At 50.1% G+C, this 15,587-nt stretch carries 18 protein-coding genes; 14 read left to right on the top strand and 4 right to left on the bottom strand.

Annotated features, from left to right (window positions below; all coding sequences use genetic code 11):
* Positions 1-44 precede the first annotated feature (44 nt).
* The gene (locus KNV97_RS12765; protein WP_218563280.1) at positions 45-761 is read left to right on the top strand and encodes a DUF2057 family protein; all 717 of its coding nucleotides are present in this window, start codon (positions 45-47) and stop codon (positions 759-761) included.
* A gap of 79 nt (positions 762-840) precedes the next feature.
* On the opposite strand, the gene KNV97_RS12760 is transcribed toward KNV97_RS12765, so the two are convergent.
* From KNV97_RS12760 to KNV97_RS12745, 4 genes are all read right to left on the bottom strand, one after another.
* Positions 841-1,308, bottom strand: coding sequence for a YchJ family protein (locus KNV97_RS12760; protein WP_218563279.1), 468 nt, complete (start codon positions 1,306-1,308; stop codon positions 841-843).
* Positions 1,309-1,402: 94 nt separating this feature from the next.
* Positions 1,403-2,620, bottom strand: a complete 1,218-nt coding sequence (locus KNV97_RS12755) for an EAL and HDOD domain-containing protein (protein WP_218563278.1) — start codon at positions 2,618-2,620, stop codon at positions 1,403-1,405.
* A 183-nt stretch (positions 2,621-2,803) separates the two neighbouring features.
* Positions 2,804-3,541 (bottom strand): UDP-2,3-diacylglucosamine diphosphatase, encoded by a 738-nt coding sequence (lpxH, locus tag KNV97_RS12750; RefSeq protein ID WP_218563277.1) that lies wholly within the window; start codon positions 3,539-3,541, stop codon positions 2,804-2,806.
* 42 nt (positions 3,542-3,583) lie between these two features.
* Positions 3,584-4,078 carry a peptidylprolyl isomerase gene (locus KNV97_RS12745; RefSeq protein WP_136484192.1) on the bottom strand — a complete coding sequence of 165 codons (495 nt, stop codon included), beginning with the start codon at positions 4,076-4,078 and terminating at the stop codon, positions 3,584-3,586.
* Positions 4,079-4,223: 145 nt separating this feature from the next.
* On the opposite strand from KNV97_RS12745, the gene cysS reads away from it, so the two are divergent.
* The 13 genes from cysS (at position 4,224) to tolA (ending at position 15,579) form a co-directional block, all read left to right on the top strand.
* Positions 4,224-5,606, top strand: a complete 1,383-nt coding sequence (cysS, locus tag KNV97_RS12740) for a cysteine--tRNA ligase (protein ID WP_136484191.1) — start codon at positions 4,224-4,226, stop codon at positions 5,604-5,606.
* A gap of 333 nt (positions 5,607-5,939) precedes the next feature.
* The gene (locus KNV97_RS12735; RefSeq protein WP_218563276.1) at positions 5,940-6,689 is read left to right on the top strand and encodes a YebC/PmpR family DNA-binding transcriptional regulator; all 750 of its coding nucleotides are present in this window, start codon (positions 5,940-5,942) and stop codon (positions 6,687-6,689) included.
* A 14-nt stretch (positions 6,690-6,703) separates the two neighbouring features.
* The gene (gene ruvC / locus KNV97_RS12730; protein ID WP_136484189.1) at positions 6,704-7,225 is read left to right on the top strand and encodes a crossover junction endodeoxyribonuclease RuvC; all 522 of its coding nucleotides are present in this window, start codon (positions 6,704-6,706) and stop codon (positions 7,223-7,225) included.
* Positions 7,226-7,352: 127 nt separating this feature from the next.
* Complete coding sequence (gene ruvA / locus KNV97_RS12725) at positions 7,353-7,970, top strand: Holliday junction branch migration protein RuvA (RefSeq protein WP_136484188.1); 618 nt, start codon at positions 7,353-7,355, stop codon at positions 7,968-7,970.
* A 118-nt stretch (positions 7,971-8,088) separates the two neighbouring features.
* Positions 8,089-9,093: a Holliday junction branch migration DNA helicase RuvB gene (gene ruvB, locus KNV97_RS12720; protein ID WP_136484187.1), complete on the top strand. Its 1,005-nt coding sequence runs from the start codon at positions 8,089-8,091 to the stop codon at positions 9,091-9,093.
* A gap of 481 nt (positions 9,094-9,574) precedes the next feature.
* The gene (cydA, locus tag KNV97_RS12715) at positions 9,575-11,161 is read left to right on the top strand and encodes a cytochrome ubiquinol oxidase subunit I (RefSeq protein ID WP_168796985.1); all 1,587 of its coding nucleotides are present in this window, start codon (positions 9,575-9,577) and stop codon (positions 11,159-11,161) included.
* Positions 11,162-11,178: 17 nt separating this feature from the next.
* Positions 11,179-12,315: a cytochrome d ubiquinol oxidase subunit II gene (gene cydB, locus KNV97_RS12710; protein ID WP_136484185.1), complete on the top strand. Its 1,137-nt coding sequence runs from the start codon at positions 11,179-11,181 to the stop codon at positions 12,313-12,315.
* Positions 12,316-12,327: 12 nt separating this feature from the next.
* Positions 12,328-12,435: a cytochrome bd-I oxidase subunit CydX gene (gene cydX, locus KNV97_RS12705; RefSeq protein WP_000270284.1), complete on the top strand. Its 108-nt coding sequence runs from the start codon at positions 12,328-12,330 to the stop codon at positions 12,433-12,435.
* Positions 12,428-12,730: a cyd operon protein YbgE gene (gene ybgE / locus KNV97_RS12700; RefSeq protein ID WP_136484184.1), complete on the top strand. Its 303-nt coding sequence runs from the start codon at positions 12,428-12,430 to the stop codon at positions 12,728-12,730. Before cydX ends, ybgE begins: the two co-directional genes overlap by 8 nt.
* Positions 12,731-12,921: 191 nt before the next feature.
* The gene (ybgC, locus tag KNV97_RS12695; RefSeq protein WP_136484183.1) at positions 12,922-13,329 is read left to right on the top strand and encodes a tol-pal system-associated acyl-CoA thioesterase; all 408 of its coding nucleotides are present in this window, start codon (positions 12,922-12,924) and stop codon (positions 13,327-13,329) included.
* On the top strand, positions 13,319-14,002 hold the full coding sequence (gene tolQ, locus KNV97_RS12690) for a protein TolQ (RefSeq protein ID WP_136484182.1): 684 nt from the start codon (positions 13,319-13,321) through the stop codon (positions 14,000-14,002). Before ybgC ends, tolQ begins: the two co-directional genes overlap by 11 nt.
* Before the next feature lie 3 nt (positions 14,003-14,005).
* On the top strand, positions 14,006-14,449 hold the full coding sequence (tolR, locus tag KNV97_RS12685) for a protein TolR (RefSeq protein ID WP_136484181.1): 444 nt from the start codon (positions 14,006-14,008) through the stop codon (positions 14,447-14,449).
* Between the two features lie 14 nt (positions 14,450-14,463).
* A complete protein-coding gene (tolA, locus tag KNV97_RS12680; protein ID WP_218563275.1) occupies positions 14,464-15,579 on the top strand; it encodes a cell envelope integrity protein TolA in 1,116 nt (371 codons plus the stop codon).
* Positions 15,580-15,587 lie beyond the last annotated feature (8 nt).

The following is a 15,587-nucleotide window of genomic DNA, read 5'->3' as shown; positions in this document are numbered from 1 at the left end:
TATAAAGCCCAGCAAAGCTGGGCTTTTTAGTAGGAGACAAAAACGTGGCTATTTCTTCTTTGAAAAATATAGGTAGTGCATTCGTAGTAAGTTTGATGTTGTCGGGTGTAGCGCATGCTGCGGTTACGGTCAATATTCCGGAAGAAATAGACTTGCACGTGGTTAACATGGAAAAACCGGAAATTCAGGGTAGCATTTTCGATGCGAACCGTAGTGTTGAATTACCGGATGGCCTCAATCAGATCGCGTTTCGTTATTCGCAGAACTTTGTTAAACGAGATAAAGCGAAGAAAGTTTACAGCGAGTTAATCATTTTCAAGTTTGAGGCGTCAGATAAGAAACTTACATTTCGGGTACCAGACTATCGTAACGCGCGAGAGGCTGAAGAAGGCATCAATGACTTCAACTGGGCGCTTGTTGATATCGAAACAAATCAAGCGATCAAGACTGTTAGTGATAAAATCTCGCCTAAAGGGTTTGTGTTAGGCCAGAACTTCAGCGATGAAGTCGAGAGCTACAACAAAAAAGGTGGTAAAGCGGCCGTAGGCCTGACTTACGTCACCATCGCGAATCCTGCAGCCAACATGGCGGCAGCTCCGCAAGCGGCTTCTGCGCGTCCTGCAGCGGCAATAAGCACCCAGATCGTAGATACGCAGCCTGCACCACAAGGTAGTGTGCTGGGCGGTCTGCAGCGACTTTACCTGCAGGCATCTAAAGAAGAGCGTAAAGCATTCCGCAAGTGGATGATCGATCAGGAATAAGACTGATAAGATTGATAGACAAAGGGCCGGATTATCCGGCCCTTTGTTGTTCTGGTGCAGTCTTTATTATCGTCTGAGGTTAGCCGCAGCACTTTTTAAATTTTTTACCGCTGCCACACGGGCAAGGATCATTACGGCCTGCTTTTATGTTTGGCTTTTGTTGCGGAAATTCGCCGTCGATATAAAACCACAGGCCGTTTTCACGGATAAAGCGCGAACGCTCCTCCAGGCAATAGCTTTGGCTGTCATCGCTAAAATAGGCTTTGAAGTGAACAAACCCCTCATCGGTATGGCTACCCGGATCGGCACTGATCACTTCCAGTTTCTGCCAGTCACTATCAATCGACCGGGCGATAGCCTCACGTTCTGACTCGGCTTCACAACTTGGGTGGTAAGTGGCGACAACAAAATCGACCAGGCCGAGGACATGGGCGCTATAACGGGATCGCATTAACTGCTCCGGCGTGTTTGCCTGACTGTGATCCTGATGGATCGGCTGGCAACAATCAGCGTAACTGCTGTGACTGCCGCAGTAACATTGAGTCATGTTCTACTCTCTGACGTAACAAAATAATGACGCACAGTGTATGAGCTACCTGTGCGCATGTCGAGAATTGGTGTTTGGTCATCAGTCGTAGGGGTTATTCTGGACTGATATTGAGCAAGTCCGCAGTCCATTTTACGGCATCGTCGTAACAGGCACTCAGTTCTGCATCGGCGATGCCGAGTTGGCTGGCAAGTTCCGACACCTTCTGCCATTGTGCCTGTTCATACGCTTTGGTCAGTGCCAGTATCGTGCCTAACACGCCTTTCTCTTCCAATAGCGCCTCTTTGACTTGAGCTTCGAGCGGGATCTCGCTGACGATTGACTCGAGGGTTTGATCCAGCAGGCTGTCGAGTAGGGAGAACATTCCGGTCAGAAAAGCGTTACCGGTTTCGCCATTCTTGTTAAGCGTGGCGTAGAGCTGCTCGCAGTAACGAGCGCGCTGAATGGACAAGCCATACAGATAATCCGGTTTGTCTGATTGAGTGGATGCGATAGCCACCAGTGAGACAAACTTGCGTAGTCGCTCTTCACCCAGATAAACCAGTGCCTGTTTAAAAGACTGAATTTTAGAGCTGACCACGGATGAGGAGTTCACCAGAGCAAGCAGTTTATAAGACAGGGTGACGTCCTGAACGATCAACGACTCAAGCTTCTTGTAGTCAATCTCCTCACTGGCGACTTCTTTACACAACTGAACCATGGTCCAGAACGCAGGTTCTAATGCTTTGCGCTGTAACACTTCGGGTTTACTGAAAAAATAGCCTTGGAAGTAGCTGAACCCTGCCGCTTTTGCTTGCTCAAATTCCTGATAAGTTTCAACTTTCTCTGCCAGAAACACAATCTTGGACTCACGCAGTTTATAGATGAATTGTCTGGCCTTTTCGATCGGAACAATCCGGATATCGAACTTGATGATAGAAACGTAGGGCAAAAAGGCTTTCCATTCCACGCTGGGGACAAAATCATCCAAGGCAATTTTGTAGCCCATGCGTGCCATCTTGCGCACCGCTTCTAAAAGCTCTGGAGTCGGAAGGCAATCTTCCAGCACTTCGACCACCAGGCTATTGGTTGGGAACAGCGTCGGCACTAAGTTGATCAGGCTTTGATAAGGAAAATTAACAAAGCCGAGATGCTTACCCAGGGTACTGTAATGGGTGGAAAGAAAGTGATCTGACAGCAGTCGGCTGGTGGCTAAATCCGGATCGATCTCCGGAAACGTATTCTTAGGCCCATCACGAAACAGCAGTTCGTAACCAATGGTTTTTCTGTTGCTATCCAGAATAGGCTGACGTGCGATATATGAATTGGCCAAGGCAGCATTTACCCCAAAAATTGACGTTGTCGAAACTAGGTTGAACTTAATCCAGGCAGAATATAATAACGTGCTACTACTGCAATAATATCATGCAATAAAATCGTGCCAGCGGCGACAAACTTCAGAAACGATTGAGGCCAGAAACGATTGAGGCCAGAAACGATGTTGAGGCGCTGGCGATTAGAGCGACGATTGCTGAGTGAATAACCGATTTCCCAGTGAATAACCACTGTCAGAATAGACCAATACTGAGCCCTGTGTGTACCAGTCGCCTAAAACGATCCTGGTTTTTTGCGGGTCATCACTTAACTGATGAATGGCCGGACGGTGAGTATGACCATGAATCATCAGGTTTACCTGATGGCGCTCCATCACGCGGATAACCTCGTCTGGAGTCACATCCATAATCTCCATCGCTTTCTGACTTTTATCACTGCGGATGTCTGTCTGAATTTTCGCCACAATACGCTTTTTAACCCAATAAGGTAAGCGGTTAAACAGCCACTGTAGCCAGGGCTGATGGACTTTTTCCCGAAATGCCAAATAGCGCACATCGTGAGTACATAACGTGTCGCCATGCAGAATAACGGCTTTGGTACCATAAAGATCGATGGTGGCTTCTTCGTCAAGTAAGGTGACGCCTGTTTGTCTGGCGAAGCGACGGCCGACCAGAAAATCACGATTACCGTGGATAAAATAACAGGGTACGCCATGTTGAGTCAGACGTTTGAATTCCTGCCTGATTTGGTTGGCAAAGTCGGTCGGGTCATCATCACCAATCCAAAAATCAAACAGGTCTCCCAGCACGTAAAGCGCATCGGCATTGACGGCTTCGTTACGCATAAACTGAAAGAAACAACCGGTAATGTCCGGGCGATGGGGGGTCAGGTGGAGATCTGAAATAAATAAAGTATGCATAGAGTTTGATTCGGAGCGCCGCTGGCGGCGCTCCTGTGTCGATTATTCTTCGATGGTGGTGCCAGTAATGACCACTTCATCCAGTGGTACGTCCTGGTGCATGCCGTAAGAACCGGTGCTTACACCTTTGATTTGGTTAACCACGTCCATGCCTTCAACCACTTCACCAAATACACAGTAACCCCAGCCATCCAGGCTTTCTGAGCGGAAATCCAGGAAAGTGTTGTTGTTTACGTTGATGAAGAACTGAGAACTTGCAGAGTGCGGTTCCATGGTACGCGCCATTGCCAGCGTACCAACTTTGTTGCTCAGGCCGTTATTCGCTTCGTTGCGAATCGGTGCACGAGTTGGCTTTTCACGCAGACCAGACGTCATGCCGCCGCCCTGAACCATAAAGCCATCGATAACACGGTGGAACAGAGTGTTGTCGTAGAAACCGTCACGGCAGTATTGCAGAAAGTTTGCGCTGGTTTCCGGCGCTTTTTCCTCGTTCAGTTGAATTTTAATGTCACCAAAGTTTGTGTGAAGGGTGATCATGTGCATTACCTTTGCTTGTTTTGTGTGAATAGGCGATTTTAGCCTAACTTTTTGTCCATTCAAAACATCAAATGGATGACCAGACGATAACAGAGTTGTTATACTGTGGCACTATTTTGGTTTTAACGGTAATTAGATAGCGATCATGTTGAAGATTTATAACACACTCACGAGACAGAAAGAGGAATTCAAACCCATCACTGCCGGTAAAGTTGGCATGTACGTGTGTGGAGTCACAATATACGATCTCTGTCATATCGGGCACGGCCGTACCTTCGTCTCATTCGACGTGGTGTCCCGTTACCTGCGTTACCTGGGTTACGACCTGACCTTCGTGCGTAACATTACCGACATCGACGACAAAATCATCAAGCGTGCGGCGGAAAATCAGGAATCCTGTGATTCGCTCACAGAGCGCCTGATCGAGGAAATGTACGCAGACTTTGATGCACTGAACATCAAACGCCCGGATGTTGAGCCGCGCGCAACGGCTTACATCGAAGAGATCATTGCTCTGGTTGAACGTTTGATTGAACGTGGTTTCGCTTATGTTGCCGACAACGGCGACGTGATGTTTGAAGTCAACAAGTTTGATCAGTACGGTAAACTGTCAAAACAGGATCTGGATCAGCTGCAAGCCGGTGCCCGTGTTGACATCGAAACCGCGAAGCGCAGCCCGCTGGATTTCGTACTGTGGAAAATGTCCAAACCGGGTGAGCCAACCTGGGAATCGCCTTGGGGCCCGGGTCGTCCGGGATGGCATATCGAATGTTCAGCGATGAACTCGTCGATTCTGGGTAATCACTTTGATATCCACGGCGGCGGTTCTGATCTGCAGTTCCCGCACCATGAGAACGAAATCGCCCAGTCTTGCTGCGCGCACGGCACTCAGTATGTTAATACCTGGATGCACAGCGGCATGGTAATGGTGGACCGTGAGAAGATGTCTAAATCACTGGGCAACTTCTTCACCATCCGTGATGTTCTGAAACATTACGATGCTGAAACGGTACGTTACTTCCTGATGTCCGGTCACTACCGCAGTCAGCTTAACTACAGTGAAGAGAACCTCAATCAGTCTCGTGCTTCACTGGAACGCCTGTACACAGCGCTGCGTGGTCTGGACATGACGGTTGCGGCGGCCGGTGGTGAGGAATACCTCAGCCGCTTTACCAGCGCTATGAACGATGATTTCAATACTCCGGAAGCGTACTCAGTGCTGTTTGATATGGCGCGTGAAGTTAACCGCCTTAAAACCGAAGATATGGATAAAGCCAGCGCTCTGGGTGCACTGATGCGTGAACTGGCTGATGTTATCGGCATTCTGTATCAGGATCCTGAAGCCTTCCTGCAGGGTGATGCAGGCAGTGATGATGAAGTGGCTGAAATTGAAGCTCTGATCAAGTTGCGTAACGATTCGCGCGCTGCCAAAGATTGGGCGAACGCGGATATGGCACGAGATAAACTCAACGAGCTGGGCATCGTCCTTGAAGATGGTCCGGACGGTACGACCTGGCGTCGTAAGTAACAGCTGTATAAAGTGGGCGTTATCGCCCACTTTTGCTTTTAGTTCCGGGCGAATAGTTCCAGGTGAATAGTGCCGGGTGAATTACAGTCAGCCGATTGGTTATCATTAGAACGCTTCCGCTATCACTAAAACGATACAGTGATTATCATAACGATTCAGTCATCAATCATCGTATTTACCGGGCTCTCTGGTTGCAGCCGGTAAAGTCTTCAAGCTTGTGCGGGGCAGTGCAATGGCACTCATCCGTACAACTCTCAACCAACAACATTGTGACAACGATTGCGAGCACGCACAAACGTCACCAGTCATGACACCAAGCAGTAAGGAAATCCTATGGCAGGTCACAGTAAGTGGGCAAACATCCGACATCGCAAAGCGGCGCAAGACGCCAAACGCGGTAAAATTTTCACTAAGCTGATCCGCGAAATTGTGGTATCAGCCAAAGAGGGCGGTGCAGAGGTCGAAAATAACCCGCGCTTGCGTGCAGCGATAGACAAAGCGCTCTCCAACAACATGACCCGTGACACTATCAACCGAGCGGTCGCGCGTGGCGCTGGCGGTGAAGGTGATGAAGGAATGGAAACCGTCATTTATGAAGGTTATGGTCCGGGCGGCACGGCGGTAATGGTCGAATGTCTGACCGACAACCGCAACCGCACCGTGTCTGGTGTTCGGCATGCTTTTTCTAAAGCGGGCGGAAACCTGGGGACTGACGGGAGCGTCAATTACCTGTTCAACAAGAAAGGCGTCATCTCTTATCAACCGGGTCTGGAAGAAGATGAGGTGATGGAAGTGGCGCTGGAGAGCGGTGCAGAAGACATCGACACCGCAGCAGACGGTGCGATTGATGTGTATACCACACCGGACGAGTTTGGCGCGGTGAAAGACGCACTGGATGAGGCCGGTTTTGCCGCCGACAATGCTGAAGTGGCCCTGGTTCCTGCAACCAAATCTGAACTCGATGAGAACACAGCCCCTAAATTGCTGCGCCTTATTGATGCGCTGGAAGATCTCGATGACGTGCAGGAAGTCTATCATAACGGTGATATCTCTGATGAGATTGCCGCAACGCTATCGCTTTAGGACAGGAAGACAATATGTCGATTATTCTGGGCATTGACCCGGGTTCACGCATCACGGGTTACGGTGTGATTCGTCAGCAAGGACGGCATCTGCACTATCTCGGCAGTGGTTGTATTCGAATGTCGGAAAAAGAGCTGCCGCTGCGTCTCAAGCAGATTTATGCTGGCGTAAGCGAGATCATCACTCAGTTTCAGCCGGATGTATTTGCCATTGAACAGGTGTTTATGGCCAAGAACGCCGATTCAGCGCTCAAACTCGGCCAGGCGCGCGGCAGTGCGATTGTGGCTGCCGTGAATGCCGAATTGCCGGTGTTTGAATACGCAGCCCGTCTGATTAAACAGGCGGTGGTGGGAACTGGTGGCGCCGACAAAGCGCAGGTCCAGCACATGGTGCAGCAGATGCTCAAGTTGCCGGCTAAGCCGCAGGCCGATGCCGCGGATGCGCTTGGGGTGGCAATTTGTCATGCCAACACCAATAAAACCCTGGTGGCACTGGCCGGACATGCGACCAGTGCCCGACGCGGCCGATACCGTTAACTCTCGTTTCCAGCCTTGATAAAGCCGGCGTCCCCAGCGCCGGTTACCTATCTTTCACTGGCTATCCATCCAGTTATTGATTATCATCTTTGCCATTCGTACTGATAAAAAACCAAGGATTTTCCCTGTGATTGGACGTCTTCGTGGCACCCTGATAGAAAAACAACCTCCTCAAGTATTGATTGATGTCGGTGGCATCGGTTATGAAGTTCAAATGCCAATGAGCTGCTTTTACGAGCTCGACAATGTTGGAACCGAGGTCGTGATTTATACCCATTTTGTCGTTCGGGAAGATGCACAACTTCTGTATGGATTCAATACTGTCAATGAACGAGCACTGTTTCGTGAAGTGATAAAAGCGAATGGCGTCGGCCCGAAAATGGGGCTGGCGATCCTGTCTGGCATGACAGCCAGTCAGTTTGTCGCCTGTGTTGAACGGGAAGATATTTCAACCTTGGTCAAACTGCCTGGCGTAGGTAAAAAGACCGCCGAACGTTTGGTGGTCGAAATGAAAGATCGCCTTAAAGGATGGGGCGCGGGTGACCTGTTTACTCCGGCAACCGATGCCGCACCGTTAGATTCTGTGTCTGGTATTGCAGACCAGAGCGCCGAGGAAGAAGCGGTGAGCGCGCTGCTGGCGTTGGGTTACAAACCGGCACAAGCCTCGAAGGCGGTCTCTCAGGTAGCGAAACCAGAGATGAGCAGTGAACAGCTGATCAGAGAAGCACTAAAATCTATGGTGTAGCCAGAAGACTGAGTGAAACAGAAAGCGGCTGGAAGGGCCGCTTTCTGTTTCGACGTCTGTTAACTTTTACTGAGATGATGGTCAAAGTCATCATCTGTGTGCCGACAGGAACTCTGTAATGATTGAAGCCGATCGCCTAATTGCTCCGAGCAACCCTTCATTTAAAGATGAAGAAGTTATCGACCGCGCGATTCGCCCTAAGAAACTGGCTGACTACCGAGGTCAGGATCACGTGCGTGATCAGATGGATATTTTTATCCAGGCTGCGCAGCGTCGTAGTGAAGCGCTCGACCATTTGCTGATATTTGGTCCTCCCGGACTGGGGAAGACCACGCTGGCCAACATTGTCGCCAACGAGATGGAAGTCAATATTCGCACCACATCCGGTCCGGTGCTGGAAAAGGCCGGTGATCTGGCAGCGCTGCTGACCAACCTGGAAGAGAACGATGTGCTGTTCATCGACGAGATTCATCGTCTTAGCCCGATGGTGGAAGAAGTGTTGTATCCGGCGATGGAAGACTATCAACTGGATATTATGATCGGTGAGGGACCCGCGGCACGTTCGATTAAAATTGATTTGCCGCCGTTTACCTTGATCGGCGCCACCACGCGAGCCGGTTCGCTGACCTCACCGCTGCGTGACCGCTTTGGTATTGTCCAGCGCCTTGAGTACTACAAGATCGAAGATTTGCAGCACATTGTGCAGCGCAGTGCCGATTGCCTGGGTTTATCCATGGACGCCGAAGGCGCGCTTGAGGTAGCACGCCGTGCGCGTGGTACGCCGCGAATTGCTAACCGTTTGCTGCGCCGGGTGCGAGATTACGCGGAAGTGAAAAGTGATGGTCACATTAGTGCCGACATCGCCGATAAAGCGTTGAATATGCTGGATGTAGACCATCAGGGCTTTGACTATATGGACCGTAAACTGCTTTTGGCGATCATGGAAAAGTTCAGCGGTGGACCGGTCGGGCTGGATAACCTGGCAGCGGCCATCGGTGAAGAAAAAGATACCATTGAAGATGTGTTGGAGCCGTTTTTGATCCAGCAGGGTTATCTGCAGCGTACGCCGCGCGGACGGATTGCGACAGACCGGGCTTACCTGCATTTCGGCTTGGAAAAATAAGGTTACAATTAAGTTTACTAAAGACTAAGAACGTCAATGTGTGGATCTAGATCACATTTTGGTATTTTCCCTTAATGAGTAGGGGTTAGTTATTTGGGGGTAGTTGTTAACCCTTTGTTTTCAGATTCGTGGAACCAAGGGCGTATTTTACCTATTCCTAACAAGATATTTTGCCTTTCATTGATCTGCATCATTTTGTGTGATTTATGTACAGTTTTGAGAAGTAAAAATTGATTTATATCAAGGCGATTTCCGCCCATAAACCTTTTGAAACAAGACGTTTTTGGCAGTAGTATCACTGCAGCTATATTAGCTGATGCTTAAACAATTAACTAACCACAATGGTACATAATTGCAACAAGTTGCGCTGATTAACCAACAAACATGACGAGGTATTAACCAATCATCGTGTGGGTTAATCAGGCGAACTTACGTTTGTATTATGTCGAAAGTGTCACTCAGCCGACACAAAGGAGTTACCATGATTGACGTAGTTGATCTGTCGCGATTGCAGTTCGCAATGACCGCGATGTATCACTTCTTGTTCGTTCCACTGACTCTTGGCATGGCGTTCCTGCTGGCCATCATGGAGTCTTTGTATGTAATGACCGATAAGCAAATCTATAAGGACATGACCAAGTTCTGGGGTAAGCTGTTCGGTATTAACTTTGCTCTGGGTGTGGCTACCGGCCTGACCATGGAGTTTCAGTTTGGTACCAACTGGTCATACTATTCTCACTATGTAGGCGACATCTTCGGTGCTCCTCTGGCGATCGAAGCTTTGGTTGCATTCTTCCTTGAATCGACATTTGTTGGTTTGTTCTTCTTTGGTTGGGATCGCCTGTCAAAACGCCAGCACTTAGCCGTGACCTGGCTGGTGGCTCTCGGCTCTAACTTCTCTGCGCTATGGATCCTTATCGCCAACGGCTGGATGCAAAACCCGGTGGGTGCGAACTTCAACTTTGAAACCATGCGTATGGAAATGGTCAGCTTTGCGGAAGTGGTGTTTAACCCGGTTGCCCAGGTTAAATTCGTTCACACCGTTGCAGCCGGCTACACAACAGGTGCTATGTTCATTTTAGGCATCAGCGCATACTACCTGTTGAAAGGCCGTGACATTGCCTTCGCCCGTCGTTCATTTGCTATTGCCGCGTCATTCGGTATGGCTTCAGTGCTGTCGGTTATCGTACTGGGTGATGAATCCGGATACGAAGTCGGTGAAGTTCAGAAAGTGAAACTGGCTGCGATTGAAGCCGAATGGCACACCGAGCCAGCTCCGGCGGCATTTACCCTGTTTGGTTTGCCGAATCAGGAAGATATGCACACTGATTATGCAATCAAAATTCCTTACCTGATGGGGATTATTGCCACACGCTCTATTGATACACCGGTGACGGGACTGCGTGACCTGCGTGAAGAGCACGTCGATCGTATTCGTAACGGTATGTACGCTTACGAACTACTTGAGCAACTGCGCGCTGGTAATAAAACACCAGAAAACGTCGCGGCATTCGATGAAGTGAAAGAAGATCTGGGCTACGGTCTGCTGCTGAAACGTTACACCGACAAGGTGACCGATGCTTCAGAAGAGCAAATTCAGGCTGCTGCTGACGACTCGATTCCTACAGTATGGCCGCTATTCTGGTCATTCCGTATCATGGTTGCCTGTGGCTTTATTATGCTGTTGGTGTTTGGCGCTGCGTTCGTACAGACCTGTCGTCAGAAGATCACACAGAAGAGCTGGGTCCTCAAAGCGGCGCTATTCAGTATTCCACTACCATGGATCGCAATCGAGACGGGTTGGTTTGTGGCTGAGTTTGGTCGCCAGCCTTGGGCGGTGGGTGAAATTTTGCCGGTTCATGTTGCTGCTTCTGCATTAAGTGCGGCAGAGCTGTGGACATCACTGATTGCGATTGTGGCACTGTACACTGTGTTCCTGATTGCAGAAGTGTACCTGATGGTGAAATTTGCGCGTAAAGGTCCAAGCAGCCTGAAAACAGGTCGCTACCACTTCGAGCAGGCTGGTAACAGTGTCGAAGACAAAGTTAGCCGTCAAGTCGAAGCGTAAGGCAGGGAGATAAGATTATGTTTGATTACGAAATCCTACGATTTATCTGGTGGGTGCTGATTGGTGTGTTACTGGTTGGCTTCGCCATTACCGATGGTTTTGACATGGGTGTCGGCGCACTGCTCCCTGTGATCGGTAAAAACGACAATGAACGCCGTGTGATGATCAACTCAATCGCACCGCACTGGGACGGCAACCAGGTATGGCTTATCACCGCCGGTGGTGCGCTGTTTGCTGCATGGCCGCTGGTATATGCGACGTCATTCTCAGGTTTTTACCTGGCGATGATCGTGACTCTGGCTGCGCTTTGGCTGCGCCCGATTGGTCTGGACTACCGTTCTAAACTGGAAGACGCTAAATGGCGTCAGGTGTGGGATATTTGTATCTCGATCAGTGGCTTTGTACCGCCAATCATTTTTGGTGTGGCCTTTGGTAACTTGCTGCAAGGCGTACCGTTCCAGCTCAATGAGTTCTCTATGCCGTCGTACCATGGTTCATTCTTTGGCTTGCTGAATCCGTTTGCACTGTTGTGTGGTCTGGTCAGCCTGGCGATGATCCTGATGCAGGGCGCGACCTGGCTACAGATGAAAACCACTGACGCCGTGCATGTCCGTGCCCGCAATGTGGCACAGGCGATGGGTCTGCTGACGGTGATTCTGTTTGTTGCGGCCGGTTTCTGGGTGCAGGGCATTGAAGGCTATGTGATCACCAGCGTGATCGATACGGCTGGCCCGTCGAATCCACTCAGCAAAGAAGTGGTGCGGGAAGCTGGTGCCTGGATGCATAACTTTGAGCAGTACCCACTGCTGTGGGCGGCTCCGGTGCTGGGCGTAGTGATGCCGCTGCTGGCCGTGATTGCTTCCCGAGTTGAGAAAGGCGGCCTTGCATTCCTGGCGTCCAGCCTGGGTAACGCTGGCGTGATCTTCACGGCCGGCCTGGCGATGTTCCCGTTTGTGATGCCTTCCAGCCTGGAGCCAAGCCATAGCCTGACCATGTGGGATGCGACTTCAAGTGAGATGACGCTGAACCTGATGACTGGTGTTGCGTTTGTCATGGTACCTATCATTTTGGGTTACACCACTTGGTGTTACTACAAGATGTTCGGTCGCCTGGATGACAAATTCATCGAAGAAAACAAAAACTCACTGTACTAAGGAGCCTGACTTATGTGGTATTTTGCGTGGATTCTGGGTGTATTGCTTGCCTGCGCGTTCGGCATCATCAACGCTCTTTGGTTAGAGCATTCAGAGATGATGGACAAAGACAGTGAGTAACTGGTCGACACAACTGGCCAATCTGCACGCCCCGGTGGACAAGACGTTAATTAAGGTTTTGTCCCTGGTACTGGGTTTCTATCACGTTGCTATGGTGATGTGGGATCCGGCGGCGTACAGCAGCAGTATTGGTGGTTTTAACGCTTTTGTCGCCCCGTTGCTGATATGGGCCGTGTGCTCCAGCATGGTGTTCGGTGTTGGCTTTAAACCGCGCAGCTGGATTTGGCAGTTAGTGTTCAGCCCTTACATTTCACTGCCGATTTTGCTGTATCTGCTGGGTTTACGTCTCAGCTGATACAGGCATATTGTTGATGATTTATCTGAATAAGCGCTTTCTCTCTGAGTCAGCGCTTATTTTTTTAGCAATTGTCCGTGAAATTTTAGTCCTGAGCCGCTAAATCTGGTTCAGGCCCTTGTACTAACCGCGATCAGATGCGTTATAGTAACCTATTGATCAAACATCGAGTGACTCGGTATACGCCCATTATGCAAGTATTTCACTGGCCCATTACCATTTATTATGAAGATACCGACGCCGGCGGCGTGGTGTACCATTCCAATTACCTCAAATTTTTTGAACGTGCCCGAACCGAAATGCTGCGCGCCATCGGCGTGTCACAGCAGGTTTTGCTGGAACAAAGGGTAGGTTTTGTTGTCCGACATGCTGAGATCGACTTTAAGCAAGGCGCACGTCTTGACGATCAACTGACCGTCGTAACCTCAATTGCTGACTTAAAAAAGGCCTCTCTGACCTTCTGTCAAGAGCTGGTCAATCCTGAAGGGCAACTATTGTGTAAAGCAATAGTTAAGGTAGCATGTATCGACAATGAGAAGATGAAACCCAAGGCGATGCCTCAATCAATTATTTTGGAGTTAACCCATAGTGACTGCTGATATTTCAATCCTCGACCTATTTTTGCAGGCCAGTTTCCTGGTGAAAGTGGTGATGCTTATCCTTTTGGGAATGTCGATTGTGTCATGGGCCATGATCATCAAACGCAGTAAGGTGCTTGCACAGGCTACCCGCAGCGCGGAAGCATTTGAAGATAAATTCTGGTCTGGCAGTGATTTGTCGGTACTGTACCAGGATGTCAAAAAGCGTCGTGATGAACTGTTCGGAACCGAAGAGATTTTCTATTCAGGTTTCACCGAATTTGCCCGCCTGCGTAAAACCAACGCAGCTCACCCTGATTATGTTATGGAAGGCACCGGCCGCGCGATGCGTGTTGCCGTTGCGCGTGAAGTGGACGAACTGGAAACCAGCTTGCCGTTTCTGGCGACGGTTGGCTCGATCAGCCCGTATATCGGCCTGTTCGGTACTGTATGGGGCATCATGCATGCGTTTATCGCACTGGGCGAAGTGAAGCAGGCGACGCTGGCGATGGTTGCACCGGGTATTGCTGAGGCGTTGATCGCGACGGCAATGGGACTGTTTGCTGCGATTCCCGCGGTGATGGCCTACAACCGCCTGAGTAACAAAGTCGGCAAACTGGAACACGGTTACGCCACGTTCTCGGAAGAGTTTCACAGCATCTTGCACCGTCAGGCGATGGCAGGTAAGGAATAAGCGATGGCAGGTTATCAACCGAAAAAACGGAAGATGACGGCTGAGATTAACGTCGTGCCCTATATCGATGTGATGTTGGTACTGTTAATCATTTTTATGGTCACATCGCCTTTTATTACCCAGGGTGTCGACGTTGAACTGCCAAAAACTTCCACCGCCAAGCCGGCCTCGGAACTCGCTGGTGACAGCGATGCCAGCTTTATCATTGTTGAAATTGATAAAGACGGCAATCTTGGCCTGAGCGTGAACGATGAAGATGTGCAACGTGGTTTGTCGCTGCAGGATGTCATTGTGCGCATCAAGGCGGAACGCTCCATCAATCCGAATTCACCGGTTGCGGTCGGTGGTGATCGGGCGACGCCGTACGCGGATGTGGTCCTGGTGCTGGATGAATTGAGTCAGGCAGGTATCCCGAAAGTGGGCTTGCTGACGGATATCAAGGAATAGGCCACAGACTGCCCATGAAAGAGAACAAATCGAAAAACAACGATTTCAAGAAACCGCTGGTTGTTTCGGTTGCATTACATGCGGCATTAGTCGCGGCGCTGCTGTGGGGCACTGATTTCAATATGTCCAAACCTGAGCCGAGTGGCAACATGGTTGAAGCTGTGGTGATTGACCCAAATCTGGTCAAACAGCAGGCGCAGCAGATCCGCAACCAGCGTGAAGCGGCAGCAAAACAGGAGCAGGAGCGCCTGGACAAATTGCGCCGTGAAAGCGAACAACTGGAAAAAAGCCGCAAAGCGGAAGAAGAACGAATTCGCCAACTGAAAGAGCAGCAAGCCAACGAAGCGAAAGCGGCCCGTGAGGCTGAAAAAGAGCGCCAGCAGAAAGAACAGGAACGCAAAGTAGCGGCCGAAAAAGCCCGAGCTGAGCAGGAACGTGCTGCAAAAGCAGAAGCTGAGCGCAAAGCCAAAGAACAAGCTGCGGCCAAAGCCGAAGCAGAGCGTGCCGCTAAAGCGAAAGCCGCTGCTGAAGCAAAAGCCGCCGCCGAAGCGAAAGCAGAACAAGAGCGCATCGCGCGTGAGAAAGCCGCAAAAGAAGCGGAAGAAAAAGCGCGTCGTGAGCGTGAAGCTGCTGCCGCCAAAGCTGAGCAGGAACGATTAGCGAAAGAGAAAGCCGCGAAAGAGAAGGCTGCGAAAGAAGCGGCTGAAAAGGCTCGTCTGGAGAAAGAGCGGGCGGCGCGTGCCGAACGTGAGCGTAAAGAGCAGGAAGCGGCTTTGAATGATATTTTCTCCGGCCTGGAATCTGAAGCACAAAGTAACTCTGCAGCTCGCTCACAATACGTGACCAGTGAAGCACAGCGTTGGGGAGCCATCTACACTCAACTTATCCAGCAGAACTTGTTGTTGGAAGATAGCTTTAAGGGCAAGCAGTGTAAGGTGAATCTGCGTCTGATTCCGACCGGGACCGGCGCGATTGTGGGTGAACTCAAAATTCTGGATGGCGATAGTCGGTTGTGCTCTGCAACCAAGCGTGCTGTCGCTCAGGTAGGGACTTTCCCGCTACCGAAGAAAGATGAAGCTGACATCATCGAAAAGCTGAAAAACATTAACTTAACTGTAGTACCAGAGTAAAAGGAAAA

Source organism: Vibrio ostreae (assembly GCF_019226825.1).
GTDB classification, from domain to species: Bacteria; Pseudomonadota; Gammaproteobacteria; order Enterobacterales; family Vibrionaceae; genus Vibrio; species Vibrio ostreae.
The sequence above is the reverse complement of the archived record's forward strand: the minus strand, read 5'-3'. Positions and strand labels throughout refer to the sequence as shown.